General features: G+C 70.8%; 25 protein-coding genes. 8 read left to right on the top strand and 17 right to left on the bottom strand.

Annotated features, from left to right (window positions below):
• Nucleotides 1–7 precede the first annotated feature (7 nt).
• From ACXJ1Y_RS15140 to curA, 8 genes are all read right to left on the bottom strand, one after another.
• Entirely contained in the window at nucleotides 8–667 is a 660-nt protein-coding gene (locus ACXJ1Y_RS15140; RefSeq protein WP_463847019.1) for an SCO family protein, read from the bottom strand.
• Between the two features lie 229 nt (nucleotides 668–896).
• The gene (gene ssuD / locus ACXJ1Y_RS15135) at nucleotides 897–2,072 is read right to left on the bottom strand and encodes an FMNH2-dependent alkanesulfonate monooxygenase (protein WP_463847018.1); all 1,176 of its coding nucleotides are present in this window, start codon (nucleotides 2,070–2,072) and stop codon (nucleotides 897–899) included.
• Between the two features lie 16 nt (nucleotides 2,073–2,088).
• On the bottom strand, nucleotides 2,089–2,928 hold the full coding sequence (locus ACXJ1Y_RS15130; protein ID WP_463847017.1) for an ABC transporter ATP-binding protein: 840 nt from the start codon (nucleotides 2,926–2,928) through the stop codon (nucleotides 2,089–2,091).
• Entirely contained in the window at nucleotides 2,928–3,713 is a 786-nt protein-coding gene (locus ACXJ1Y_RS15125; protein ID WP_463847016.1) for an ABC transporter permease subunit, read from the bottom strand. The genes ACXJ1Y_RS15130 and ACXJ1Y_RS15125 overlap by 1 nt, the downstream gene beginning before the upstream one ends.
• Nucleotides 3,710–4,708 carry a sulfonate ABC transporter substrate-binding protein gene (locus tag ACXJ1Y_RS15120; RefSeq protein WP_463847015.1) on the bottom strand — a complete coding sequence of 333 codons (999 nt, stop codon included), beginning with the start codon at nucleotides 4,706–4,708 and terminating at the stop codon, nucleotides 3,710–3,712. Before ACXJ1Y_RS15120 ends, ACXJ1Y_RS15125 begins: the two co-directional genes overlap by 4 nt.
• 5 nt (nucleotides 4,709–4,713) lie before the next feature.
• Nucleotides 4,714–5,607, bottom strand: a complete 894-nt coding sequence (locus ACXJ1Y_RS15115) for an aliphatic sulfonate ABC transporter substrate-binding protein (RefSeq protein ID WP_463850126.1) — start codon at nucleotides 5,605–5,607, stop codon at nucleotides 4,714–4,716.
• A gap of 62 nt (nucleotides 5,608–5,669) precedes the next feature.
• Nucleotides 5,670–6,245 (bottom strand): FMN reductase, encoded by a 576-nt coding sequence (gene msuE, locus ACXJ1Y_RS15110; RefSeq protein WP_463847014.1) that lies wholly within the window; start codon nucleotides 6,243–6,245, stop codon nucleotides 5,670–5,672.
• A 354-nt stretch (nucleotides 6,246–6,599) separates the two neighbouring features.
• Nucleotides 6,600–7,619 carry an NADPH-dependent curcumin/dihydrocurcumin reductase gene (gene curA, locus ACXJ1Y_RS15105; RefSeq protein ID WP_463847013.1) on the bottom strand — a complete coding sequence of 340 codons (1,020 nt, stop codon included), beginning with the start codon at nucleotides 7,617–7,619 and terminating at the stop codon, nucleotides 6,600–6,602.
• 124 nt (nucleotides 7,620–7,743) lie between these two features.
• Here curA and ACXJ1Y_RS15100 point away from each other — a divergent pair, with 124 nt between their 5' ends.
• From ACXJ1Y_RS15100 to ACXJ1Y_RS15090, 3 genes are all read left to right on the top strand, one after another.
• Nucleotides 7,744–8,154 (top strand): DUF4174 domain-containing protein, encoded by a 411-nt coding sequence (locus tag ACXJ1Y_RS15100; protein ID WP_463847012.1) that lies wholly within the window; start codon nucleotides 7,744–7,746, stop codon nucleotides 8,152–8,154.
• Nucleotides 8,155–8,268: 114 nt separating this feature from the next.
• Nucleotides 8,269–8,445: a hypothetical protein gene (locus tag ACXJ1Y_RS15095; protein WP_243930532.1), complete on the top strand. Its 177-nt coding sequence runs from the start codon at nucleotides 8,269–8,271 to the stop codon at nucleotides 8,443–8,445.
• 244 nt (nucleotides 8,446–8,689) lie between these two features.
• Nucleotides 8,690–9,091 (top strand): hypothetical protein, encoded by a 402-nt coding sequence (locus ACXJ1Y_RS15090; protein ID WP_463847011.1) that lies wholly within the window; start codon nucleotides 8,690–8,692, stop codon nucleotides 9,089–9,091.
• 45 nt (nucleotides 9,092–9,136) lie between these two features.
• Here ACXJ1Y_RS15090 and ACXJ1Y_RS15085 read toward each other — a convergent pair whose 3' ends face one another.
• Both ACXJ1Y_RS15085 and msrQ read right to left on the bottom strand, forming a co-directional pair.
• Nucleotides 9,137–9,514: a hypothetical protein gene (locus ACXJ1Y_RS15085; protein WP_463847010.1), complete on the bottom strand. Its 378-nt coding sequence runs from the start codon at nucleotides 9,512–9,514 to the stop codon at nucleotides 9,137–9,139.
• 59 nt (nucleotides 9,515–9,573) lie between these two features.
• Nucleotides 9,574–10,473 (bottom strand): protein-methionine-sulfoxide reductase heme-binding subunit MsrQ, encoded by a 900-nt coding sequence (gene msrQ, locus ACXJ1Y_RS15080; protein ID WP_463847009.1) that lies wholly within the window; start codon nucleotides 10,471–10,473, stop codon nucleotides 9,574–9,576.
• A gap of 164 nt (nucleotides 10,474–10,637) precedes the next feature.
• Here msrQ and ACXJ1Y_RS15075 point away from each other — a divergent pair, with 164 nt between their 5' ends.
• Nucleotides 10,638–11,654: an aldo/keto reductase gene (locus tag ACXJ1Y_RS15075; protein WP_463847008.1), complete on the top strand. Its 1,017-nt coding sequence runs from the start codon at nucleotides 10,638–10,640 to the stop codon at nucleotides 11,652–11,654.
• Nucleotides 11,655–11,765: 111 nt separating this feature from the next.
• On the opposite strand, the gene ACXJ1Y_RS15070 is transcribed toward ACXJ1Y_RS15075, so the two are convergent.
• From ACXJ1Y_RS15070 to ACXJ1Y_RS15040, 7 genes are all read right to left on the bottom strand, one after another.
• A complete protein-coding gene (locus tag ACXJ1Y_RS15070; protein WP_463847007.1) occupies nucleotides 11,766–12,353 on the bottom strand; it encodes a hypothetical protein in 588 nt (195 codons plus the stop codon).
• Nucleotides 12,354–12,378: 25 nt separating this feature from the next.
• A complete protein-coding gene (locus tag ACXJ1Y_RS15065; protein ID WP_463847006.1) occupies nucleotides 12,379–12,897 on the bottom strand; it encodes a hypothetical protein in 519 nt (172 codons plus the stop codon).
• A gap of 71 nt (nucleotides 12,898–12,968) precedes the next feature.
• Nucleotides 12,969–13,601, bottom strand: a complete 633-nt coding sequence (locus ACXJ1Y_RS15060) for an SPFH domain-containing protein (RefSeq protein WP_463847005.1) — start codon at nucleotides 13,599–13,601, stop codon at nucleotides 12,969–12,971.
• Between the two features lie 529 nt (nucleotides 13,602–14,130).
• Nucleotides 14,131–14,826, bottom strand: a complete 696-nt coding sequence (locus ACXJ1Y_RS15055) for a spermidine synthase (RefSeq protein WP_463847004.1) — start codon at nucleotides 14,824–14,826, stop codon at nucleotides 14,131–14,133.
• A 36-nt stretch (nucleotides 14,827–14,862) separates the two neighbouring features.
• Entirely contained in the window at nucleotides 14,863–15,612 is a 750-nt protein-coding gene (locus ACXJ1Y_RS15050) for a class I SAM-dependent methyltransferase (protein ID WP_463847003.1), read from the bottom strand.
• Nucleotides 15,613–15,745: 133 nt separating this feature from the next.
• The gene (locus tag ACXJ1Y_RS15045; RefSeq protein WP_463847002.1) at nucleotides 15,746–16,711 is read right to left on the bottom strand and encodes a glycoside hydrolase family protein; all 966 of its coding nucleotides are present in this window, start codon (nucleotides 16,709–16,711) and stop codon (nucleotides 15,746–15,748) included.
• A 5-nt stretch (nucleotides 16,712–16,716) separates the two neighbouring features.
• A complete protein-coding gene (locus ACXJ1Y_RS15040) occupies nucleotides 16,717–17,679 on the bottom strand; it encodes a glycoside hydrolase family protein (RefSeq protein WP_463847001.1) in 963 nt (320 codons plus the stop codon).
• 187 nt (nucleotides 17,680–17,866) lie between these two features.
• Between ACXJ1Y_RS15040 and rimP the strand changes: the two genes are divergently transcribed.
• From rimP to infB, 4 genes are all read left to right on the top strand, one after another.
• Nucleotides 17,867–18,679, top strand: a complete 813-nt coding sequence (rimP, locus tag ACXJ1Y_RS15035; protein WP_463847000.1) for a ribosome maturation factor RimP — start codon at nucleotides 17,867–17,869, stop codon at nucleotides 18,677–18,679.
• Between the two features lie 68 nt (nucleotides 18,680–18,747).
• Entirely contained in the window at nucleotides 18,748–20,388 is a 1,641-nt protein-coding gene (gene nusA, locus ACXJ1Y_RS15030) for a transcription termination factor NusA (protein WP_463846999.1), read from the top strand.
• Between the two features lie 23 nt (nucleotides 20,389–20,411).
• Entirely contained in the window at nucleotides 20,412–21,116 is a 705-nt protein-coding gene (locus ACXJ1Y_RS15025) for an RNA-binding protein (protein WP_463846998.1), read from the top strand.
• Between the two features lie 109 nt (nucleotides 21,117–21,225).
• On the top strand, nucleotides 21,226–24,255 hold the full coding sequence (gene infB / locus ACXJ1Y_RS15020) for a translation initiation factor IF-2 (RefSeq protein ID WP_463846997.1): 3,030 nt from the start codon (nucleotides 21,226–21,228) through the stop codon (nucleotides 24,253–24,255).
• Nucleotides 24,256–24,263: the final 8 nt, after the last annotated feature.

The following is a 24,263-nucleotide window of genomic DNA, read 5'->3' as shown; positions in this document are numbered from 1 at the left end:
CGGACCCTCACGAGGGGCGGCAGGTCCCATCCGCCGCCCCGTCCCAGAGGCTGACGCCGCCGCCGGGATGGCATTGGCCGGGGAAGGCCAGGGTGATCAGCTTGGCGAGGGCGGAGGCCTCCTCCTCGTTGTAGCCGATCTCCCCGACGACCTTGCCCGTCCGGTCGAAGAGTTCGACGGCCGCGCTGTGCTCCAGCGTGTAGTCGCCGTCCTTGCCGGCGATGCGCTTCACATGGACGTGGAAGAGGTCGGCCATCCGGTCCACTTCGGCCTGCGTTCCCGTGAGGGCGCGGATGCGCGGATCGAACGAAGTCAGGTACTCGCGCACCACGTCAGGGGTGTCGCGGCTGGGGTCGAGGGTGACGAAGACGACGTTCAGCTTGTCGCCGTCCTTGCCCATCCGGCCGAGCACGCTCGACAGCGTCGAGAGGGTAGTGGGGCACACGTCCGGGCAGCGGGTGAAGCCGAAGAACAGGGCGGTCGGCTTGCCCTTCAGGTCCGCCTCCGTCACCGGCTTGCCGTCGAGGTCGGCGAGGGCGAACGGCCCGCCGACCCGCCGCGGATGGCTGAAGGACGAGCCCTGCTGCAGCATGATCGCGCCCGTGCCCGCCGCCACGAGGGCGAGCATCACACCGGAGGCGAGGAATGCGAGCGGGGTCGGAATCACGGGCGGCATCCGAAGGCGGCGCGGGAGCCTCCTTCAGATAAAGATGCAGGCGCGGGTTTGCCACCGCCCTCCTCATCCCATTCCCCCCCCTCATCCTGAGGTGCGGCGCAAGCCGCCTCGAAGGAGGGCTCCAGAAGGCTCCGTGATCCCTGAAGCCCTCCTTCGAGGCCCGCTGGCGCGGGCACCTCAGGATGAGGTCGATTGCTGAAAATGACGGCGTATCCCCGTCCTAGCTCGCCGACACCTGCCGCTGCGGCACGAGGTCGTTGGCGATGATCTCGCCGAACGGGCCGTCGTTGCGGGCCTTGCTTGCGGCGCGACCGGTGGTCTCGCGCAAGGGGAGCTTGGGGAAGACCAGCTCCGCGAAGCGGTAGGCCTCCTCCAGATGCGGGTAGCCGGAGAGGATGAACCGGTCGATCCCGAGGTCGATGTACTCCTTCATCCGGTCGGCGACCTGATCGGCCGAGCCGACGAGGGCCGTGCCCGCCCCGCCGCGCACCAGCCCGACGCCGGCCCAGAGGTTCGGCGAGACGACGAGCTTGTCGCGCTTGCCTCCGTGCAGGGCCATCATGCGGCTCTGGCCGACGGAATCCTGGCGCTTCAGGGTCTCCTGCGCCTTGGCGATGGTGGCGTCGTCCACGCGCGAGATCAGCCGCTCGGCGGCCTCCCAGGCCTCGGCCTCGGTCTCGCGGACGATGACGTGCAGGCGGATGCCGTAGGAGAAGGTCTTGCCCTTCGCGGCGGCGGCCTCCTTCGCGGCGGCGATCTTCTCCGCGACCTGGGCCGGGGGCTCGCCCCAGGTCAGGTAGACGTCGCAATGCTCGGCGGCGACCGTCATGCCGGCGGGTGAGGAGCCGCCGAAATAGAGCGGCGGATAGGGCTTCTGGACGGAGGGGAAGATCACCCGCCCGTTCTCCACCCGCAGGTGCTTGCCCTCGAAGCTGACCGTCTCCCCGGCCACGAGGCCGCGCCAGATGTGCAGGAACTCGTCCGTCACCGCGTAGCGCTCGTCGTGCGAGAGGAACACGCCGTCGCCGGCCAGTTCCACGGGATCGCCGCCGGTCACGACGTTGATGAGCAGGCGGCCGTTCGAGATCCGGTCGAGGGTCGCGGCCATGCGCGCGGCGGCGGAGGGCTCCTGCAAACCGGGCCGCACGGCCACGAGGAAGCGCAGGTCCCGCGTCAGGGGGGCGAGGGCCGAGGCCACCACCCACGAATCCTCGCAGGAGCGCCCGGTCGGCAGCAGCACGCCGAAATAGCCGAGCTCGTCGGCGGCCTGGGCGATCTGCCGGAGATAGGGGAGGGACACCTCCCGCGCGCCCTCGGAGGCGCCGAGGTAGCGCCCGTCGCCGTGGGTCGGGAGGAACCAGAGGACGTCGGCGCGCCCGTCATGCGGTTGGGTCATGGTGCTTGGTCCTTACTCAGGCAGCCTGCGGGGCGCCGAGGAGATGGTCGAGGATGCGCCCTTCCAGGCGCGCGAGGTCCGGCTCGCCCCGGCGGCGGGGGCGGGGCACGTCGACCCGCAGGTCGAGGGCGACGCCGCCATCCTCCATCACGAGGATGCGGTCGGCGAGCGCCACCGCCTCGCTCACGTCGTGGGTGACGAGGAGGGCGGTGAACCCTTGCGTCCGCCAGATGCGCTCGATCAGGTCCTGCATCCCGATCCGCGTCAGGGCGTCGAGGGCGCCCAGCGGCTCGTCGAGGGCGAGCAGGCCCGGCCCGCTCACCAGGGCGCGGGCCAGGGCGACGCGCTGGCGCTGCCCGCCGGAGAGGGTGGCGGGCCATTGCCCCGCCTTGTCCGCGAGGCCGACCTCGGCGAGCGCCGCCTGCGCCCGGTCGCGGCGCTCCGTGCGGGGGCCGAGCCCCGTCAGGCCCACGGCGACGTTGTCGAGCACGCTCGCCCAGGGCAGCAGGCGCGGCTCCTGGAACATGATCCGCCGGGGTGGGGCCGCACGGGCCGAGGCGGCCGAGGGCGCCTCGACGGTGACGCGGCCCGCGCTGGGGCGCTCCAATCCGAGGATCGTGCGCAGCAGGGTGCTCTTGCCGCAGCCGGAGCGGCCGACGATGGCCGTGAAGCTGCCGGCCGGCAGGAACAGGTCGAGCCCGGTGATGACGGGGTTGCCGTCGAAGCTCTTGTGCAGGCCGTTCACGGTGACGGAGAGGCCCCGCCCGGCCGGGCGGGGAGGCGGTGCCGTGCGGGGGGCGGCGGGGGCGGAGGCGGAGGCGGGGAGCGCGTCCCGGCTCACGGCGTCGAGCAGCATCAGGCGCTCCTGTAGGCGGGGTTCCAGGACAGGCAGCTGCGTTCCAGCGCCCGGGTGAGGGTGTCCGCGAGCTTGCCCAGCGCCGCGTAGATCAGGATCGCCAGCACCACGACGTCCACGAGCATGAACTCGCGCGCCTGCATCGCCATGTAGCCGAGGCCGGAGGAGGCCGAGATCGTCTCGGCGACGATCAGCGTCAGCCACATGATGCCGAGCGCGTAGCGCAAGCCCACGAAGATCGAGGGCAGGGCGCCCGGCAGCACCACCCGGCGGAACAGCTCCGCCCGGGACATGCCGTAGACCCGGCCCATCTCCACCAGCGCCGGATCCACCGAGCGGATGCCGTGCAGCGTGTTGGCGTAGATCGGGAAGAACACGCCGAGCGCCACGAGGAACAGCTTCGCCTCCTCGCCGATGCCGAACCACAGGATCACCAGGGGGATCAGCGACAGGTGGGGCACGTTGCGCACCATCTGCACGGAGGTGTCGGTCAAGGTCTCGGACAGGCGCGACAGCCCGTTGGCGAGGCCGAGGGCGAACCCGATGCCGCCGCCGACCGCGAAGCCCGCCAGGGCGCGCAGGGTGCTGACGCCGAGATTGGTCCAGAGCTCGCCCGTCCGCGCGGCGTCGTAGCCGGCGCGGGCCACGTCGAGGGGGGCGGGCATGAAGCGGTTCGAGACGAGCCCGGTGGAGACGGCGGCCTGCCAGCCGATGACCAGCGCCGCCGGCAAGAGCCAGGGCACCGTGGCGTCGCGCAGGCGCGACAGGGTGAGGGCGCGGCTCATCGGCTGGCGGCCTTCTTCGGGGCATTCCACACCGCGTCCGCGACGCGGATGGGCTTCGGCAGCAGGCCCAGTGCGTGGAACGCGTCCGCCACCTTCTGCTGGTCGTCCACCGCCGCCGCGTCGAGGGGCGCGACGCCGTAGGACAGGCGCTCCAGAGCCACGCGCAGCACCGGCGCGGGGATGCCGACCGAGGGGGCGAGGTCGGCCGCCACCGTCTCGGCATGGCCCTCGGCCCAGGTATCGACCTCGCCGATCGCCTTCAGAACCTCCGTGACGATCGCGGGGCTCGCGTCGGTGAAGCCGCGCCGGGAGAGGTAGAATTGCCGGTTCGGCGCCAGGCCCTGGCCGTCGGCCAGCACCCGCGCCCCCGTGGAGCGCTCGGCGGCGGCGAGGTAGGGGTCCCAGATTGCCCAGGCATCGACGGCGCCGCGCAGGAACGCGGCGTTGGCGTCCGCCGGGGCGAGGAAGGCGAGCTTCACCGCGTCGTAGGGGATGCCCGCCTTCTCCAGGGCGCGCACCAGCAGGAAGTGGACGTTCGAGCCCTTGTTGAGGGCGATGGTCCGCCCGCGCAGGTCCGCGAGATCCTTGATCGGGCTGTCCTTGGGCACGAGGATCGCCTCGCCCCTCGGGGCCGGCGGCTCGGCGGCGACGTAGCGGAGTTCCGTGCTCGCCGCCTGGGCGAAGATCGGCGGCGCCTCGCCGGCCGAGCCGAAATCGATGGCCCCGGCGTTCAGCGCCTCCATCAGCGGCGGGCCGGAGGGGAATTCCGACCATTCGACCGCATAGCCGAGGGGCTTCAGGGCTTGCTCCAGGGCGCCGCGTCCCTTCAGCAGCACGAGGGAACCGTATTTCTGGTAGCCGATCCGCACGATGCCGTCGGCCGCGCGGGCGGGGCGCAAGGCGAAGGAGGCCGCGAGCCCGAGGCCGGCGGAAAGGAGTAGGCGCCGGCTCGGGCCCGCATCGGCGCCGGGAGACAGGGCTTTCGTCTGGGTCATCGGGATCAGCCGTTGCGGTCGGGCGCCGTCCACACCGCGTCGGCGACGCGGATCGGGCGGGGGATGAGCTTCAGGGCGTGGAAGCGGTTGGCGATGGCCTGCTGCGCGGCGGTGACGCGCGGGTTCATCGGGCCGATCACGTAATCGGTGCGGTCCACCGCCCGCCTCGTAGCGGGCAGGGGCACGCCGGTCCCCTGCGAGAGCAGGGCGGCGACCTCGCCCCGGTTCCGGGTGCACCACTCGGCCACCCGGCCGAGGGTGGCGATGGCGGCGGACAGCACGGGGGCCCGCTCCGTCGCGAGGGCGCGGCTCGCCAGGAAGAAGTTGTTCTGCGGGGCGATGTCGTTGGCGTTGGCCAGCACCCGCACGCCCTCGCCCGCCTCAGCGATGGCGAAATAGGGGTCCCAGATCGTCCAGGCGTCGATGCTGCCGCGCGAGAAGGCGGCGGCCGCGTCGGCGGGGGCGAGCGTCACGGGCTCGATGTCCGCGTAGGACAGCCCGGCCTTCTCCAGCGCCGCCACCGTGAGGTTGTGGGCGCTCGACGCCTTGGCGAAGGCGACGCGCTTGCCCTTCAGCTCCGCGAGGCTCCCGATGGTCGAGCCCTTCGGCAGCAGGATGCCGGAGCCCGAGCCGCCCGATTCCTGCGCGGCGGCGTAGACGAGGGTGGATTTCGCGGCCTGCGCGAAGATCGGCGGCGCATCGCCGGTCTGGCCCAGATCGATCCCGCCGAGGGACAGGGCTTCGAGGAGCGGCGGCCCGAAGGAGAACTCGACCCACGTCACCGTGTGGCCGAGGGGTTCGAGGGCGGCCTCGATCGCCCGCTGCTGCTTGGCGACGACGAGGATGCCGTTCTTCTGGTAGCCGATGCGCAGCACGCCCGGCTCCGCCGCGCGGGCCATGTTGAGGGTCGGCAGGGCGGCGAGCCCGGCCAGCAGGGTGCGCCTGTGCAGGGTCACGGCGCTCACCGGGCCGCGGCGAGGGAGAGGGGGGCATCCGCCGCCGCCCGGTGCGCCAGCAGGTCGGCGAGGAGGCTGCCCGCGAGCCCGACGCGCTCGCGCACCCCCTGGTCGGTGAGGGCGCCGTCGGTGAACTCGGAATCCGAGGCGTAGACCGTCACCGGCACCTGAAGCGCGCCGAAGAAGCCGAAGAGCGGCCGGAACGAATGCTCCACCACCAGCGCGTGGCGGGCGCCGCCGCCCGTCGCGGCGATGGCGACCGGCTTGCCCGCCAGCGCGGCGGGATCGACCAGATCGAACAGGTGCTTGAACAGCCCGGTATAGCTGCCCTTGTAGACCGGCGAGCCGACGACGAGCCCGTCCGCCTCCTCGATGGCCTCCACCAGCCGCCGCGCGGGGAGGGAGAGCTGGTCCCGCGTCCAGGCGGCGCCGAGGCCGGTGCCCGCATCCACGAAGTCGAACACGCGGGTCTCGACGGGGCCGCGCGCGGCGGCCTCGCGGACGATCAGGTCGACCAGGGTGCGCGTCTTGGAGGGGCGCTGGACGTTCGCGCTCAGGCCGACGAGTCTCGGACGTGTCATCGCGGGATCTTTCCGGTGGGTCTGGCCGCGACGACGCGGTGCGCTCCGGCCACTCCGGTCCGCATCCGCCCCCGCCGGGCCAAGTTGTCGCCATAAAGGGTGGCCCCGGGCGGCATTCCCGTCAATGAAATGCCTTTTCAAAGATCGCCGTCGCGCCAGACGATATTTCCGGCTTTGCTCAAAGAGGCAGAAAAAGCCTCGCCGCGTGGCGGTTGATGCTGGCGAAATGTTCGCCGCACTCATCTTTTGCGCAATGGATATTTGGAAGAACTGTGTCGCCGTGCGGGCGCCGCGGCGAAGAAAATCGCCCCGAGGCGGTGTCCCGGAGAGGAAAACCGCCTCGGGGCCGGGGGCTCAGGACGAGACGCGCACCACGAGCTTGCCGAAGTTGCGGCCCTTGAGCAGGCCGATGAAGGCCTCGGGCGCCTTCTCCAGCCCCTCCACCACGTCCTCGCGGTACTGCACACGCCCGTCCTTGATCCACGCGCCGACCTCCCGGCGGAACTCCTCGGCCTGGGCGGCGAAGTCCCACACGATGAAGCCCTGGATGCGCAGGCGCTTGGTCAGCACCATGCGCATCAGCGCCGGCTGGCGGTCGGGCCCGGGGGGCACCTCGGTGGCGTTGTAGGCCGAGACGAGGCCGCAGACCGGCAGGCGGGCGAAGTCGTTGAGGAGCGGCAGCACCGCGTCGAACACGGCCCCGCCGACATTCTCGAAATAGACGTCGATGCCCTTGGGGCAGGCGCGGGCCAGGGCGTCGGCGAAGCCCGGGGCGCGGTGGTCGACCGCCGCGTCGAAGCCCAGTTCCTCGGTGAGGTAGCGGCACTTGTCCGGCCCGCCCGCGATGCCGACCGCCCGCGCGCCCTTCAGCCGGGCGATCTGCCCGACCATGGAGCCCACCGGCCCCGTGGCGGCGGCGACCACGACGGTCTCGCCCGCCTTCGGCTGGCCGATGTTGAGCAGGCCGGTATAGGCGGTCATGCCCGGCATCCCGAGGGCGCCCAGCGCCGTGGAGGGCGGGGCGTCGGCCGGGTCGATCCGGCGGGAGCCCTTGCCGTCCGTGACGAAGTATTCCTGCCAGCCGGCGAAGGCTGTGAGCAGCTCGCCGACCCTGTAGTCGGGGTGGTTCGAGGCCACGACCTCGCCGACCGTCTCGGCGGTGATTGGCGCGCCGATCTCCACAGGGGCGGCGTAGGATTTCGCCGCGCTCATCCGGCCGCGCATGTACGGGTCGAGGGAGAGCCATCGCGTCCGCAGGAGCACCTGCCCCGGACCCGGCTCGGGCACGGGCACCTCCTCGAGGCGGAAATCGCCGGGCTTCGGTTCGCCGTGCGGGCGGGAAGCCAGGACGATGCGGCGGTTCATGGCGGCCATGGGGGACCCCGTATGCGCGAGAGGTGGATCGGGCCCCGGATCTGGGGCGCAGGGCCCGCCGAAGCAAATCCGCAACGACCGGGGCGCGGGCGCGTTGGGCCTGTCCTGCGACGGGAGAGAAGGAATGCGTGCGTTCGTGGCCGGCCTCTGCCTGGCGGCCCTGGCCTTCGGGGCCTCGGCGGCCCGTGATCCCCTGGCCGCCCAGCGCTGGCGCGCGCGGATCCTCGTGGTCTCGGCGCCGAGCGCCGGGGATGCCGGGCTGAAGGCCCAGCGCGCCGCCCTCGGGCCGGTGCGCGAGGGCCTCGCCGAGCGGCACCTCGTCGTGATGGAAGCGGTGGGCACGGGGCCGGAGGCGACGGCCCTGCGCAAGCGCCTGCGCCTTCCGCCGGAGGCGTTCCGCGCCGTGCTGATCGGCAAGGACGGCGGGGCGAAGCTCGTCTCCGAGGAGCCGATCCCGCCGCAGACCCTGTTCGCCACCATCGACGCCATGCCGATGCGCAAGGACGAGATGCGGACCCGCTCGAGCGGACCGTGATCCGGGGGCGAGGCCCGTCGCGACACGAACGGTTAAGCCTACCCGCCTATCACCGGCAGGTGCCTGGCCGCCCGTCCGGCCGTCCTCCCGATCCTCCGCGAAGACGCTCGACCGATGACCCGTGAACAAGTCGCCACCGCACTCCGCCGCCTCGTCGCCTCGCAGGTCGAGGATATCGAGCGCGCGGTCCGCGATGGTCACAAGACCATCGCCCTCAACGAGCTGGCCGACCTCAACCGCCAGCTCAAGGCCTTCGCCGCCGCATTGAAGAAGGCCCCGGCGCGGATCTGATGTCCCGCCGCCGGCCTCGCCGGGATAGTGTCCCGGAGCACGCGATGCACGGCCTGATATTTGAGTATCGAGCGCACTATTCGCCGATCTGTTGAGTTGAATGCGGCGATTTTAGGGGTATTGACTCCCGGTATAAGGAAAAAGTAGATTTCGATGCCGGTAGCGAATGCTATGTCGGCTCATAACGGCCGGGTTGTGTTTGCTTGATACTTCTGCAACCGGCTGACCAGCTTGGGAGTTTCCCGTGAGCTTTGGCCAAGACTTCGACTTCAGCTACGACTCGATCTACAATCACGGCCTGTCGGAGCTGTCGCACCTCGCGCAGTACCTGCCGCCGGAGGTGACGGTCCCGACCTTCGACGATGTCGCCGAAGACTTCGCCTCGTTCGGCGACCTGGATGTGATCGCGCAGGACATCCCGCAGGTCGAGGTCCCGACCTCGTTCACGCTGCCGCACGACGGTTCGTTCGATTTCGGGGGCGTCCAGCCGCATGTGGTCGAGCAGCACGGCCCCGATTTCTCGACCGTGACCGAGACCTGGAACCACGACACGTCGAGCCACACCGGCACCGACTCGCAGGGCTGGTCGAATTCCGACTCGTTCGCGGACGCCTTCCCGAAGCCCGACTCCACCAAGGCGGCCTGAGGTGACGGCGCCGGCCGCCCGTTCGCGGCGCGGCCGGCGTCCTGCCTACTTCTGCATCGCCTCGGCCTCGCACTGGGCGTAGGCCGAACTCGCCTTCACGTAGGCGTTGAGCTTTTGGAGATAGGCCTCGGCCAAGGGCCGGAACGCCTGAGCCTGGGTGTTATAGACCTTCACCGCATCGTTGTAGCTGTAGGCCTCCCAGCCGGGGCAGCCCTCCTTGGCGTCGAGGCAGGCGGGCTTCTGCGGCAGGGCCGGCTTGGCGGGCCGCTCGCCGATCGCGGGGGGCGCCGGCACCGTGCAGATCGTCGCGACCGGCGCGGGGGCCGCCTGGACCGGCGGCGCGGGCGGCTTGGCCGGGGGCGCTGCCAGTGCCGCAGCGGGCCACAGGGCGCCCGCGAGGAGGAGAAGCAGGCCGCGCGTCATCCGGAACACTCCGCCATCGCCCCGCCGGGAGGGCGGGGGAGCCGGCGGGTTCTGCGGCATCAGGCGCGCGGCGACAAGCGCGGCGCCGCGCCCCGGATGCCGGCGGCGGCGCGCGAGGTCCGCACCAGGGCCGTGACCGGCAGGGCGAGGCCCACCGCCAGCACCCACCACGCCGGCCGGATCGGGCCGGAGAAATCGAGGTTCGCCGCAAGGACGAGGCTGGCCGGCACGCCGCTGGCGAGCCCGTACCACGCCGCCTCCAGCCCCGCCGTCAGCAGGGCGGCGGCGATGGCGAGGAGCAGCAGCGCCCAGGGGCGCTCGGGCAGGCGGAACTTGCGCATGATCCGCCAGCCCATCAGCAGCAGGAACACCCCCGTCCAGAAGACCGGCGCGGAGACGTCGATCTTCGCCTGCAGGAAGTAGTGGACGAGGCCCAGCACGGTGATCGTGTAGACGAGCCGGTGCAGCCGGTGCCAGTTCGGCCCCATGTTGCGGATCGCGGCATCCGTCGAGGTGGCGCCGAGCGCGATCAGCCCGGCCAGGGCGACGAAGCCGATCGTCAGGTAGATCCGCAGGGCGATCTCCGAGACGACCTTCACGAGGTCGAAATTCTGGTCGGCGACGTACAGGGCGAGGTGGGCCAGTGCGTAGGCCATGGCGGTCACGCCGAGCATCCGCCGCACCAGGATCAGCTTCGGCCAATCCGCGATGCGCCGCAGGGGCGTGATGGCGAGGCCCGCTAGCAGGAAGCGCACCGCCCATTCGCCTGTCCCGTGGATCAGCGCGGTGACGGGCTTCGCCCCCAGCGCGTCCAGCCGGTAGGCGATGGCGAGTTCGCAGGCCGGCGCGAGGCAGGCGAGGAACAGGACGAGCTTCAGCCAGGAGAGCCGGCCCGCCCTGTCGAGCCAGGGCCAGAACCGGGGAGCCGGGTGGGGAGCCAAGGATGCGGTGCGCGTCATCGGGATCGGTTGCTGGGACACGGAGACGGTAACGGCGGGGAGGCCGTTCCGTCCCCTCGCGGGTCAGTTCGCCGCGCCGCCGCTCCCGGTTACGCCGCCGGCCGGTTGACGCGGGGAGAACGCGGCCGACATTGGGCCCTCGCGTGACAAGGACCAACGCCGCCATGCAGTACCGCCGTCTCGGCCGCTCCGGCCTCAAGGTCTCGCCGATCTGCCTCGGCACGATGATGTTCGGCGGCCCGACCGACGAGGCCGATGCCGGCCGGATCGTGTCCCATGCCCGCGAGGCGGGGGTGAATTTCATCGACACGGCGAACGTCTACACCGAGGGGCGCTCCGAGGAGGTCACCGGCCGGCTCATCGCCGCCGACCGCCATGCCTGGGTGCTGGCGACCAAGGTCGCGACGCCGACCGGCAAGGGCCCGCAGGAGGGCGGCCTCTCCCGCGTCCACATCATGAAGGCGGTCGAGGACAGCCTGCGCCGGCTCGGCACCGACTTCATCGACATCTACTACCTGCACAAGGAGGATCACGGCACGCCGCTCTCCGAGACCGTGCGGGCGATGGCCGACCTCGTCCGGGCCGGCAAGATCCGCCATTTCGGCGTCTCGAACCACCGCGCGTGGCGCGTCGCGGAGATCTGCCGCCTGTGCGACGAGGCCGGCATCGACCGCCCGGTGGTGAGCCAGCCCTATTACAACGCCTTCAACCGGATGCCGGAGACCGAGCATTTGCCGGCCTGCGCCCATTACGGGCTCGGGGTGTTCCCCTATTCGCCCCTCGCGCGCGGCGTGCTCACCGGCAAGTACGATCCCGACGCCCCGCCGCCGCAGGAAACCCGCGCGGGCCGGGCCGACACGCGCATGATGCAGACCGAGTGGCGGCCGGAATCCCTGAGGATCGCCCGCCTGTTCCGCGATCACGCGCAGGCGCGCGGCATCACCGCCGGGCAGTTCGCCACGGCCTGGGTGCTCAACAACCGCCTCGTGACGGGGGTGATCGCCGGACCGCGCACCTTCGCGCAATGGGAGGAATATGTCGGCGCCCTCGCTTATGCCTTCACGGCCGAGGACGAGGCGCTGGTGGACGCGCATGTCGCGGTCGGCCACCCCTCAACGCCCGGCTACAACGATCCGGCCTACCCGATCGAGGGGCGCCTGCCGCGATCCGGGGAGGCATGAGGGGCGCTAGAGCGGTGACGCATTCACTCCGTTCATGCATCTCTGCCCGAGCTTCTTGTTTTTGCATCAATTTTTCCAGACGCGGCTGACGCCTCCGTCTGGATCGATGCACTAGGACGCCTTGGCGATCGGCGCGCGGAGCGCCGGCAGGAGGCTCCGGCTCGCCTCCTCGAAGGTGGTGAGCCAGTCCTCGACGACGATCACCCGCTGGTCGGCGGCGTGGGCGCGCTCCTCCGCCCGCTGCACGCGGGCATCGGCACGGGCCTGGATCGCGTTGATCCGGGCCTCCGCCAGGGCCTGGATCTCGCGGGCCTTCGCCTCGGCCTGGGCCTGCGCCTGGGCGACGAGGCCCTTGTAGCGCTCGACGTCGTCCAGGGCGCGCCTGAGATCGCTCGCCAGGACCTCGTAGGCGGCATTCCGTTCGCGAAGGCGCTCATCCTGCACCTGCGCGGCGGCACCGGCCGCCGAGATCGTCTCCACGAGCCCCGTCCAGTCGGAGACGTGGTGCCGGTCCGCCTGCGCCTCGATCGTCGGCGCGGGCCGCGACACCCGCGCCGGGTTCGACGGGCCCTGCGGGCGCAAGGGGGCCTGCGGGCGCATGGGGCCCTGCGGGCGCATGGGGCGCCGCGGCGCCCGGACGATGGTGGCGGCGATGCGGGCGTCGAGCTGGTCCCAGAATCCTTCGTCTATCCCTGGCATGACGGTCCCCTGTCCCTGCGGACCGTCACGCCACGGCGGCGCGGCCGATGCTGGAGCGGATCGCGGCGGCCTCGTCGGAACCCGGCGCGAACTCGGACTCGATCGCCTCGGCGATGCGGCGCAGCCAGCCCTCGGCGGTTTCGGCCCGCTCCTCGGCGACCCGGGCGCGGTCCTCGGCGGCCTTGATCAGGGCGTTGGCCTGGGCCTGGATCTCCCGCGTGCGCTGCTCGGCCGCCTGCACCTGGCTGCGGGCGGCCTGCATGTCGGCGCGCACTTGGTCGAGCAATTCCTGGGTGCGGAACTCCTGCTCCTGGGCACGGTCCTCGACGTCGCGGATGTAGCTCGCCGCGTCGCGGACCCGGTCCAGCAGGCCGGCCATCTTCTCCGAGTTCGGGAACCCGTCGAAGGTGCCCCGCTCGGCGGAGGACTTGCCGGACGTGTTCAGCAGCAGGATCTTCTTCACCTGCTCGGCGTTCGCGAACTTCTTGCCCTTGTCCATCAGGGAGCTGACCGTGGGGTTCTGATCGTAGTTGTGGTCGTCCATCGGTCCCTGTCCCGTTTCGTCCCTGTTGCGGTAGTCCCCGGCATGGGCCGGGCACGGTGAGAGCGGGCGGCTCAGACGCCGGTATGGACGCCGGTCAGAAGGTTCTTGGCGGCGTTGTCGATCCGCTGCAACCACTTCTCGGCGGTCACGGCGCGCAGGTTGGCGGCGCGGGTCTTCTCCTCGGCGATCTTCACGCGACCGTCGGCCTCGTTGCGGATCGAGCGGATCTGGGCTTCGGCGGCGAGCCGGATGTCCTGCACCTGGGCGTCAGCCTCGGCCTGGATCCGCTGGACGCGGGCATCGGCCTGAAGCTGCGTCTCGGCGGCCTGCTTCTCGAAGAGGCGCAGGCGCTGGTGGACGTCGCGAAGTTCCTTCTGCAGGTCCTGCAGGGTCTCCTTGTACGACTTGGCCTGCTCCTTCACCCGCGAGCGCTGCTCGTCGGCGTAGCCGGCCATGCCGTTGATGATATCGAGGGTCGCCGTCCAGTCGGACAGGTCCTCGCCGGAGGCCGGGTCCAGCTCGGCCGCCACCGCATATTGCGCGGCGTACTGGGCCGAGGCCGAGATGGACGCCTGGGCCGTCGCCTGGGGCGCGACCGGGGCCGACATCTGGGCCGTCACCTGCGGCCGGATCGCCTCCGCCGCCACCTCCACCGCGTCCTCGTCGCGAGACGCGGTCGGGTTGTCGAGACTGGACTTCAACACAAGAATTTCGGCGCTCCTTTGATCAGGTATAGCGTCGAGCCCTTCCGCAAACTGGTTCAAGATCTGCGACCAGGGAGTGCGCGCAGTCACCGCCATGTTTCTGCCCTCCACACGAAAACTTAATCTGATCGTATATGGACCATGGCCATGGTTAATGCGCAGTTAACATCCAGTTGCCGGGTAAGGCTTTTCTAATCTGTCCTGCCGCAGATTAACATGTGGGAGGCAGTTTCTGCCGGGTCGAGCGCGTAGCTCAGTCGATCGCGCTGCGTTGCACTGTGCTGGACGATCCGCCTGGGCCAGGCAGTAACGCAACCCCGGGTGGTTCAATCGCTTTAGGATCAGAAGCAAGGCGGAAGAAATACAACCCCGACTGGCATAAGCGTCGCCGCGAAGACCGGATGGGCAGATTTTCACAAGGGCGAGGGGTGTCGGGGAATGCTTGCGCGGGGCGGGGAAGTCGCTCCCGTGTCCCGACGAATACTGAACGAGGCGCCCGCCAGGAGAGCGCCCCGTCCGCGTTAAAAAATCACCGGGCGCGGTGGCCGGCCCCCTGTGCGCGGGTGGCGAGCCAGACGACATGACGGGCCCCGCGCCGGCCGCCGGAGCGGGGGCGCACCTCGTCCACCACGAAGCCCCCGTTCTGGAGACGGGCCTTGAACTTGCGGTCCGGCCCGCCCGACCACACGCCGAGCACCCCGTTCGGGCTCAGCGCCCACAGGGCGCGCTTCACCCCCCAGCTGTCGTAGAGCCGGTCGTTCTCCCGCCGGGTCAGGCCCTCGGGGCCGTTGTCCACGTCGAGGAGGATCGCGTCCCAGGCGCCCTCGCCGGATTGGATCAGGCGGTTCACGTCGGCCTCGTGCAGGGCGAGGCGGGGATCGTCGAGGCAGCCCTTGAACACGCCGGTCAGCGGACCCTTGGCCCATGCGATGACCTTGGGCACCAGTTCGGCGACCGCGACATGCGCGTCCGGCCCGAGACTCGCCAGGGCGGCGCGGAGGGTGAAGCCCATGCCGAGCCCGCCGATCAGCACGCGCGGTGCGCGTATCCCGGCCAGCCGCTCGCAGGCGAGGACGGCCAGCGCCTCCTCCGAGCCGCCGCGAAAGCTGTTCATCAGTTCGTTCGATCCGGCGAAGATCGAGAATTCATGGCCCCGCTGCATCAGCCGCAGGGGCGCCTCGCAGCCGGGGACGGGGCCGGTGTCGATCTCGATCCAGGGAAGCACGGTTCACTCTCACGCCGCGCGAAGGGCGGCTCCGGGTCAGGCCGCGCGGCCTGCCTCACAGACGAGGTAGATGCTCGCGCAGAGGTCGGGATAGACCTGACCGAGCGCATAGCACCCATCGAGGTAGTCCTGCGAGACGATATCGGTCTTGAGCAGCGCGTCCCACTGGAAGTTCGCGAGCGCCTTGAAGAAGATCCCGGAGCGGTGGACGACGCGCAGGCCCGCCGCCACGGCATCGCGCTCCAGGGTGTCGAGGGCGTAGGTGCGGCGATGGCCGTGCTGGCGCTCGGCCTCGGTGACGGCGCTGTGGTGGGAGATGAGGCCCATCCGCACGGCGATCTGGCGGGAGGGCGCGTTGGCGTTCGGGCAGGCGACGAGGAGGCGCCCGCCCTCGGCGAGCCATTCGTCGTTCACCCGGCGCAGGACGCCGACCGGGTCGTCGAGATGTTCGAGGACGTGGGTGAGCACCACCGTGTCGAAGCGGCCGGGGAGGGCGGCCTCCTCGAAGGTGGCGTGGGTGATGGTCGCCGCGTCGCCGAGCCGGCCGCGCGCGGCCTCCACGGCCTCGCCGGAGGCCTCGACGCAGGTGATGTCGGAGAAGTGCGGCGTCAGGCGCCGGGTGAAGTCGCCCCGGAAGCTGCCGAGTTCGAGCAGCCGGCCCGGCCGGAAGAACGGCGCGAAGGCCCGCACCATGTAGCCGTGCATGACGTCGAAATCGAAGTCGTAGGCGTAGCGGTGCCCCTGCACATCCTGCGCCTCACGGTCGAAGTCGCGTGGTCCGGTCATGGTCCGATCCTCGTCGCAGCGCGGAACCCGTTCGTACGTACTCCCAGGAGATTACCTCATCCTGAGGTGCCCGCCTTCGAGGCTGCTCCGCAGCACCTCAGGATGAGGGTGCGGGCGGGACAGGGCGGGGGCCTCACCCCACCAATCGCGCCGCGCCGAACCCAAATCGCCCGAACGCATCGCCGTTGTAGAGGAGGTACGTGGCCCCGTCGCAGGTGAAGGCGTTCGGGTAGCATTGCATCGCCCCGTCCCACGCGCCCGGCCCGCTAGGCCCGCCCGGCAGGCCGGGCATGGCATCGTCCCGCGTCCAGGTGGCGAGGTCGTCGGACCACGCATGGCCGAGGCGGTAGCCCCGGGACGGGTCGGTGCGGAAGCCGACCTGCTCGCGGTAGCAGAAGACCATGTGGTGGCGCCCGTCCCGGTCGAAGACGGTGGGCAGCGCCTGGCATTCGGTGGGGCCGAGGCGGTCGGGCACGATCCGGCGCCCGTCCTCCTTCACCCAGGCGATCCCGTCCGACGAGGTGGCGTGCCCGATCTTGTAGACCCGTTCGGCCTCCGCGCCGGGGGCGGGCCGGGTCCATTGCGTGCCGAAAATGTACCACATGTGGAAGCGGCCGCCGATCACCCGCACGATCCCGTCGCCCACGAGGAAGGGCTCGTTCAGGGTGGCCGAGAGAACCGGCCCGGTCCCGTGCCGCTCGAAGCTGAGCCCGCCGTCGCGGCTGATGGCGAGGCCGATCCCGGTCTCGACGGAGACCGAGACGCGGCGGCTCCATCCCGTCGTGTAGCCGAAGACCCGATCCCCCTGAGCCAACACGGTCATCGGGAAGATGCCGTGCTCATCGAAGGTGCCGAGGCCGCCGGGTTCGATCGCCGGGCTCCGGCTGACGCCGAGGACGGCCGAGAGGTCGCGGGTGAAATCCGCGAAGGCGACGAGGCTGCGGTACTTCCCGTCCGGATCGCGGCTGCGGGTGGAGAAGTAGACCCGCACGCGGTCGTCCAGCACCAGGGCCTGCGGCCCCTGCGCGAACGCGCCGATGCCGAAGGGCAGCGGATGCGCCTGCAGGTCGAAGACGAGGCCGAGCCTCTCCCAGCGCATCGGCCTCACCCCATCGGCCCGTCGAGGACGGCGAGGCCGAAGCCGCCGCGCCCGACATCGTTGCCGAGATAGGCGAGGTAGGTTCGCCCATCGACGGCGAAGACGTGCGGATAGCTCACCATCTGCGCGTCCCACCCCTCCGCCGAGACGTCGAGGCCGGCGCGCTCGTCCGCGCGGGTCCATGTCACGAGGTCGTCGCTCCAGGCGTAGCCGATGCGGTAGCCGCGTTCATGGCTCCGGTAATCGGTGCTGTACCGGTAGCAGAAATGCATGTGGTAGCGCCCGTCCGCGAAGAAGACGTCGGGGCTCGCCTGCGCCTCGTCGGGCTCGATCCGGGGCGGGATCAGGTCACGGCCCGCCTTGGTCCAGGTCAGGCCGTCGGGCGAGGTCGCCATGCGGATGCGATAGACCGGTTCGGCCCGGCCGCCATGCATCTTCCAACTCCGGCCGGCGATGTAGAACAGGTACCACGTGCCGCCGAAGATGCGGACCTTCGGCCCGCTCATCACGAAGGGCTCATCCGGGCCGTAGGGCAGGATCGGCCCCGGCCCCAGGCGCTCGAAGCGCATCCCGCCGTCGCGGCTCACGGCGCAGCCGATGGCCGTGTTGAACGGCACCGATTCGCAGCGCGTCCAGCCGGCGTAATAGGCCCGCACCTCGTCCCCGTGCCGGATCACCGAGACGGGATAGACGCCGAACTCGTCGAAGGCGCCGGTCTGCCCCAGGGGCAGGATCGGCGCCTCGGCCACGGCGCGGATCGTGAACAGGTCGGCCCGGTCGAGATCGACATAGGCGCTGTGGCTCACGTATTGCCCGGCCGCGTCGGCGGGCGGGCGGCAGGAAAAGTAGATCCGCACGACGTCGCCGCAGATCAGCGCGCTCGGCGCCTGCGCGAATTCCTTCAGCCAGGGCCTGTCGTGGACCGCCATGGGGTCGAAGACCCGGCCGAGCTTGCGCCAATGCGGCACGTCGTTCCCCCTTCCGCGATGGCGCAGAGTACCCGCCCGGCCCTTGCGGCGGAAGGCGAATGCCCGTAAGTTACGAGCAACATTTCTGATGGCAGTCGCGAGGCTGCGGTTCGGAGTGGGCCCCCGGGCCCGCTCTTTTTTTTGGCCGCAACGTCGCCTCCGAAGCGGGCTCTTGCGCGAAACCTCCATGGCCGACATTCCCTCCGATCTCGCGGAACCGCGCCTCACCGGCGAGACCGGCGTCGGCGCCCAGGTGGCGCGCGTCATCGAAGGCCCGCTGCAGGGCCTCGGCTACCGGCTGGTGCGCGTGAAGGTCTCCGCCCAGAACGGCTGTACCGTGCAGATCATGCTGGAGCGGCCGGACGGGACCTGCACCATCGACGATTGCGAGGCGGCGAGCCGCGTCCTCTCGCCGATCCTCGACCTCGATGATCCGGTGGGCGGCGCCTACAACCTCGAAATGTCCTCGCCGGGCATCGACCGGCCGTTGGTGCGCGTCTCGGACTTCGCCCGCTGGGCGGGGCACGAGGCGAAGCTGGAGCTTGCCGTGCCGCTGGACGGGCGCAAGCGTTTCCGGGGCATCCTCGGCACGCCGGATGCCCAGGGCAAAACGGTGCCGGTCGACCTGCCCGACGTGAAGGAGGGCCTGCCGAGCTGCATCGCGGTGCCGCTGCGCGACCTCGCGGAGGCCCATCTCGTCCTCACCGACGAACTGGTGCGCGAATCCCTGCGCCGGGGCGGCCCGCCCGCCGACGAGATGGACGAGATCGAGGAGGAGGACGAGGCCCCGCCGCGTCCGGCTCCGCGCAAGGCCGCCTCACCGAAGGCCAAGTCACCCGGCAAGCCGGCTGGCAAGGCACCCGCCGGCAAGGCACCCGCTGGCAAGGCGACCAAGTTTCCGGCCAGGAAGCCGGCCGCCGAGAAGCCCGCGCGGAGCGGGCCGAAGGGGCCGGTCATCACCAAGGCCGCCCGGCTCAAGGGCCAAGACGAGCCACTCTAGAATGACGAGCCGCTCTAGAACGACGAGCCGCTTTAGAATTTCCCGTTTGAGAAGAAGGACCTGAACCCATGGCCGTCGTCAGCGCCAACAGGCTCGAACTCCTCCAGATCGCCGACGCGGTTGCCCGCGAGAAAGTGATCGACCGCAGCATCGTCATCGAGGCGATGGAGGAGGCGATCGCCAAGGCCGCCCGTTCCCGCTACGGCGCCGAGACGGACGTGCACGCCGAGATCGATTCGAAGAGCGGCGCGCTGCGCCTCTCCCGCCACCTGCTGGTGGTGGAGCAGGTCGAGAACGACGCCCGCGAGATCACCCTCGATCAGGCCCGCCGCTTCAACCCCGGCGCGCTGGTCGGCGATGTCATCTCCGACACCCTGCCGCCCTTCGATTTCGGCCGCGTCGCCGCCCAGTCGGCCAAGCAAGTCATCGTCCAGAAGGTCCGCGACGCCGAGCGCGCCCGGATGTTCGAGGAGTACAAGGACCGCATCGGCGAAATCCTCAACGGCGTCGTGAAGCGCGTCGAGTACGGCAACGTGATCGTGGATCTCGGCCGTGGCGAGGGCATCGTCCGCCGCGACGAGATGATCCCGCGCGAGACCTTCCGCCCAGGCGACCGCATCCGCTCGTACCTGTTCGACGTGCGCTCGGAAGTGCGCGGGCCGCAGATCTTCCTGTCGCGCTCCCACCCGCAATTCATGGCCAAGCTGTTCGGCCAGGAAGTGCCCGAAATCTACGACGGCATCGTCGAGGTGAAGGCGGTGGCCCGCGATCCGGGCTCCCGCGCCAAGATCGCCGTGATCTCACGCGACGGATCGATCGACCCGGTCGGCGCCTGCGTCGGCATGCGCGGCTCCCGCGTCCAGGCGGTGGTGGCCGAGTTGCAGGGCGAGAAGATCGACATCATCCCGTGGTCGGAGGATCAGGCGACCTTCATCGTCAACGCCCTCCAGCCTGCCGAGGTGGTGAAGGTGGTGCTGGACGAGGAGGCCGACCGCATCGAGGTGGTGGTGCCGGACGACCAGCTGTCGCTCGCCATCGGCCGTCGCGGCCAGAACGTGCGCCTCGCCTCGCAGCTCACCGGCTGGGACATCGACATCCTGACCGAGGCCGAGGAATCGGAGCGCCGCCAGAAGGAATTCGCCGAGCGCACCCAGATCTTCATGGAAGCCCTCGACGTGGACGAGACGGTCGGCCAGCTTCTGGCGGCGGAAGGTTTCCGCTCGGTGGAGGAGATCGCCTTCGTCGAGACCGGGGAACTGTCGAACATCCAGGGTCTCGATGAGGAGACCGGCGCCGAGATCCAGGCCCGCGCCCAGGATCACCTCGCCCGGATCGAGCAGGAGCACGATGACCGCCGCCGCGAACTCGGCGTCTCCGACGACCTGCGCGAGCTGGAGACCATCACCACGCCGATGATGGTGGCGCTCGGCGAGAACGACGTGAAGTCGGTCGAGGATCTGGCGGGCTGCGCCACGGACGACCTCGTCGGCTATGTCGAGGGCCGTGGGCCGGAGGCCGTGCGCCATGCGGGCTTCCTCGACGGGTTCGAGGTGTCGCGGGCCGAGGCCGAGGCGCTGATCATGGCCGCCCGCGTCCATGCGGGCTGGATCGAGGCTCCGACCGAATCGGAGGAGCAGGCCGACGGTGAGGCCGAGGCCGAGGACGAGGGCGCCGAGGGCGAGGCCGAGCCGGCCGAGCAGCAGGCCTGAGCGAGGGGGCCGGGCGCCGCAGCATGAGCGAGGCCGTGGACGACTCGACGGAGTCCGACATCGAGGATGCCCTCGATTCGGGCCCCGACCACGCGGGCCCCGGCCGCCGTGCGCGCACGCGCACCTGCATCGTCACGCGGGTGGCCCAGGCCCCCGACGCGATGATCCGCTTCGTGCGCGGCCCGGACGGGACCGTGGTGCCGGACCTGCGGGGCAAGCTGCCCGGCCGGGGCGCCTGGATCAGTGCCCGGCGCGAGGTGGTGGCGACGGCTGTGAAGAAAAACCTGTTCTCACGGGCGTTTAAGGGGCCGACCCCAGTCGGGGCCGATCTCCCCGACCGAATCGGCGAGGCCTTGCGTGCCGAGTTGCGGCAGGCGATCGCGATGGCCAACAAGGCGGGAAGCGTTGTCGCCGGCTTCGGCAAGGTCGAATCGGCAATCGGCGCGGATCCCGGCGTCGCGGCGGTGATTCACGCCGCCGAAGCCAGTCCGGACGGGCGCAGGAAGATCGCGGCGGCCTTGATGCGGCGGCATGGACAGGCCATATCGGGTATCCCGATCGTCGATGACTTGTCCGAGGACGAATTGGACATGGCTTTGGGTCGGGATCATGTGATACACGCTGCGCTCGTCGCAGGAGCCGGAGCTGCCGGCTGCCTGTCGCGTTGGCGTCGGCTACGCTCGTTCGAGGGCGCCGCCACGGCGACCGAGGAGCCCGAGACTGCCTGACAGGGCGGGATCGTACGAGCCCCACGAGACGACACGAGATTGATTGCGCAGCCGGCGCCACCGGCGCGCAGTCCACGGCACGAATGGAAACCCCCAGGGTTCTGACTGGATGAGTGATACGAACAACCCGGGCGACAAGACTGCGGAGCGGGGCCCCCGCAAGCCGCTTTCCTTGAAGCGTCCGATCGAACAGGGCGTGGTGCGTCAGAGCTTCTCCCATGGCCGCACGAAGCAGGTCATGGTCGAGACTGTGAAGCGCCGCGTCGGTACGCCGGCGAACCCGGCTCCGACAGCGCCCGCACCGCGTCCCGCCGCCAATGCCCGCCCCGCCGGGGCGGCACCGGCCGGATCGCAGCGTCCGCCGCAGCGTCCCGCTGCCGGTGGCGTCGTCCTCCGCACCCTGAGCGAACAGGAAAGCGCGGCCCGCGCCGCCGCCCTGGCCGACGCCCAGCGTCGCGAGGCGGATGCCCGCCGCAAGGCCGAGGAGGATGCCGCTGCCCAGCGCGCCGCCGCCGAGGCCGAGGCCCGCCGCCAGCGCGAGGAGGCGGACGCCCGCCGCCGCGCCGAGGAGGAGGCCGCCCGCGCCGCCGCCGAGGCGAAGGCCGCCGAGGAGGCTGCCCGCAAGGCCGCCGCCGAGGCTCAGGCTGCCGCCGCCGCCCAGGCCGCCGCGACCCCGGCTCCGGCCGCTCCCGCGCCTGCCGCTCCGGCCCCCGCTGCACCGGCTCCCGCCGCGTCCGCGCCGGCCGCCGCCAGCCCGGCTCCCGCCCAGGCGGCCGTCCAGGCTCCAGCCCCGGCCGCGCCCCAGGCTCCGGCCCCGGCCGCCGTTCAGGCTCCGGTCTCCGCGCCGCGTCAGCCGGCCGCTCCGGCGCGCCAGCCGTCGGCTGTGCGTCCGGCCGGTGCCGGCCGTCCCGCCGCTGCGGCGGGTCAGGCTCCGCGTCCGTCCGCCCCGCCGGCCCCGCGCCCGGCGTCGAACGAGCCGCGCAAGATCCTCACCGCCGACAACCGCAAGCCGCGTGACCTGAACTTCATGGCCCGCCCGGCGCCCGCGCCGGAGCCCGAGAAGTCGGCCACGCCCACCACGGCGGCTCGTCCGGCCGGCGCCACGGCGGCCCGGCCCGCCGCCGGTCGTGGCGCGCAGACCAACGAGGACGAGTCGGAGACGAAGCGGGTCATCCGCCGTCCCGGCATGCCCCTCAAGATCATCACCCCGCCCAAGACCCCCAAGGGTCCGGGCGGCGACCGCAACCGCGGCCGTCTGACGATCGCCAACGCCACCGCCGGCGAGGACGAGCGCACGCGCTCCGTCGCCTCGTTCCGCCGCCGCCAGCAGCGGATGAGCGGCCGTGGCCAAGTGGAGCAGAAGGAAAAGCTGTCCCGCGAGGTGACGATCCCCGAGACGATCACCATCCAGGAGCTCGCCAACCGCATGTCGGAGCGGGCGGTGGACGTGATCCGCATGCTGATGAAGCAGGGCCAGATCCACAAGATCACAGACGTGATCGATTCGGATTCCGCCCAGATCATCGCCGAGGAGATGGGCCACACGGTCCGCCGCGTCGCCGAGTCGGACGTCGAAGAGGGCCTGTCCTCGGACGAGCCGGATCTGGAGGAGGATCTCGATCCCCGTCCGCCCGTCGTCACGATCATGGGCCACGTCGATCACGGCAAGACTTCGCTGCTCGACGCGATCCGCAAGGCCAACGTCGCCGACGACGAGGCCGGCGGCATCACCCAGCATATCGGCGCCTATCAGGTGGCGTCGCCCTCCGGCGACCTCATCACCTTCATCGACACCCCCGGCCACGCGGCCTTCACCTCCATGCGCGCCCGTGGCGCCAAGGTGACGGACATCGTGGTGATCGTGGTGGCGGCCGATGACGGCGTCATGCCCCAGACCATCGAGGCGATTCAGCACGCGAAGGCGGCGAACGTCCCGATGATCATCGCGATCAACAAGATCGACAAGCCGGACGCGAACCCGCAGCGGGTGCGCACCGAGCTGCTGCAGCACGACATCCAGGTCGAGTCCATGGGCGGCGAGACCCTGGAATTCGAGGTGTCGGCCAAGACCGGCGACGGTCTGCCCGACCTCCTCGAGGGTCTTCAGCTCCAGGCCGAGATCATGAACCTCCGCGCCAACGAGAAGCGCGATGGCGAGGGCACCGTGATCGAGGCGCAGCTGGATCGCGGCCGTGGTCCCGTGGCCACCGTGCTCGTGCAGCGCGGCACGCTCTTCACCGGCGACATCGTCGTGGCCGGCGCCGAGTGGGGCAAGGTCCGCGCCCTCATCGACGATCTCGGCGAGAACGTTCAGTACGCCGGCCCGTCGGTGCCGGTGGAGGTTCTGGGCTTCAACGGCACGCCCGATGCCGGCGACCGCGTGATCGTGGTCCCGACCGAGGCCCGCGCCCGCGAAGTCACCGAGTACCGCGCCCGCATCAAGCGCGAGCGCATCGCGGCCCGCACCGGCGGTGCCAACCGCTCGCTCGTCGACATGATGCGCGAGGCCAAGGAAGGCTCGCTCCGCAAGGAACTGCCCGTCCTCATCAAGGGCGACGTGCAGGGCTCGGTCGAGGCCATCGTGGGCGCCCTGGAGAAGCTCGGCAACGACGAGGTCGCGGCCCGCATCCTGCTCTCGGGCGTCGGCGGCATCACCGAGTCGGACATCACCCTGGCCCAGGCCTCGAAGGCGGTGGTGATCGGCTTCAACGTCCGCGCCCACAAGGAGGCCCGCGAGGCCGCCGAGCGCGCAGGCGTCGATATCCGCTACTACAACATCATCTACGACCTCGTGGACGACATCAAAGCCACGCTGTCGGGGATGCTCCCACCGACGCTCCGCGAGGAGCGCCTAGGCGAGGCGACGATCCTTCAGGTCTTCGAGGTGTCGAAGGTCGGCAAGGTCGCCGGTTGCCGCGTCACCGACGGTGTCGTGGAGCGCGGCGCCCATGTCCGCCTCGTGCGCGACAGCGTCGTCATCCACGAAGGCAAGCTCAAGACCCTCAAGCGTCTCAAGGACGACGCGAAGGAGGTCACGAGCGGCCAGGAATGCGGCATGGCCTTCGAGAACTTCGAGAACATGCGCGCAGGCGACGAGATCGAGTGCTACCGGGTCGAAGAGATCCGCCGCACGCTCTGATCGTCCGG

Source organism: Methylobacterium sp. TK26, assembly GCF_055361565.1.
This window is presented reverse-complemented; position numbering and strand designations above follow the sequence as displayed.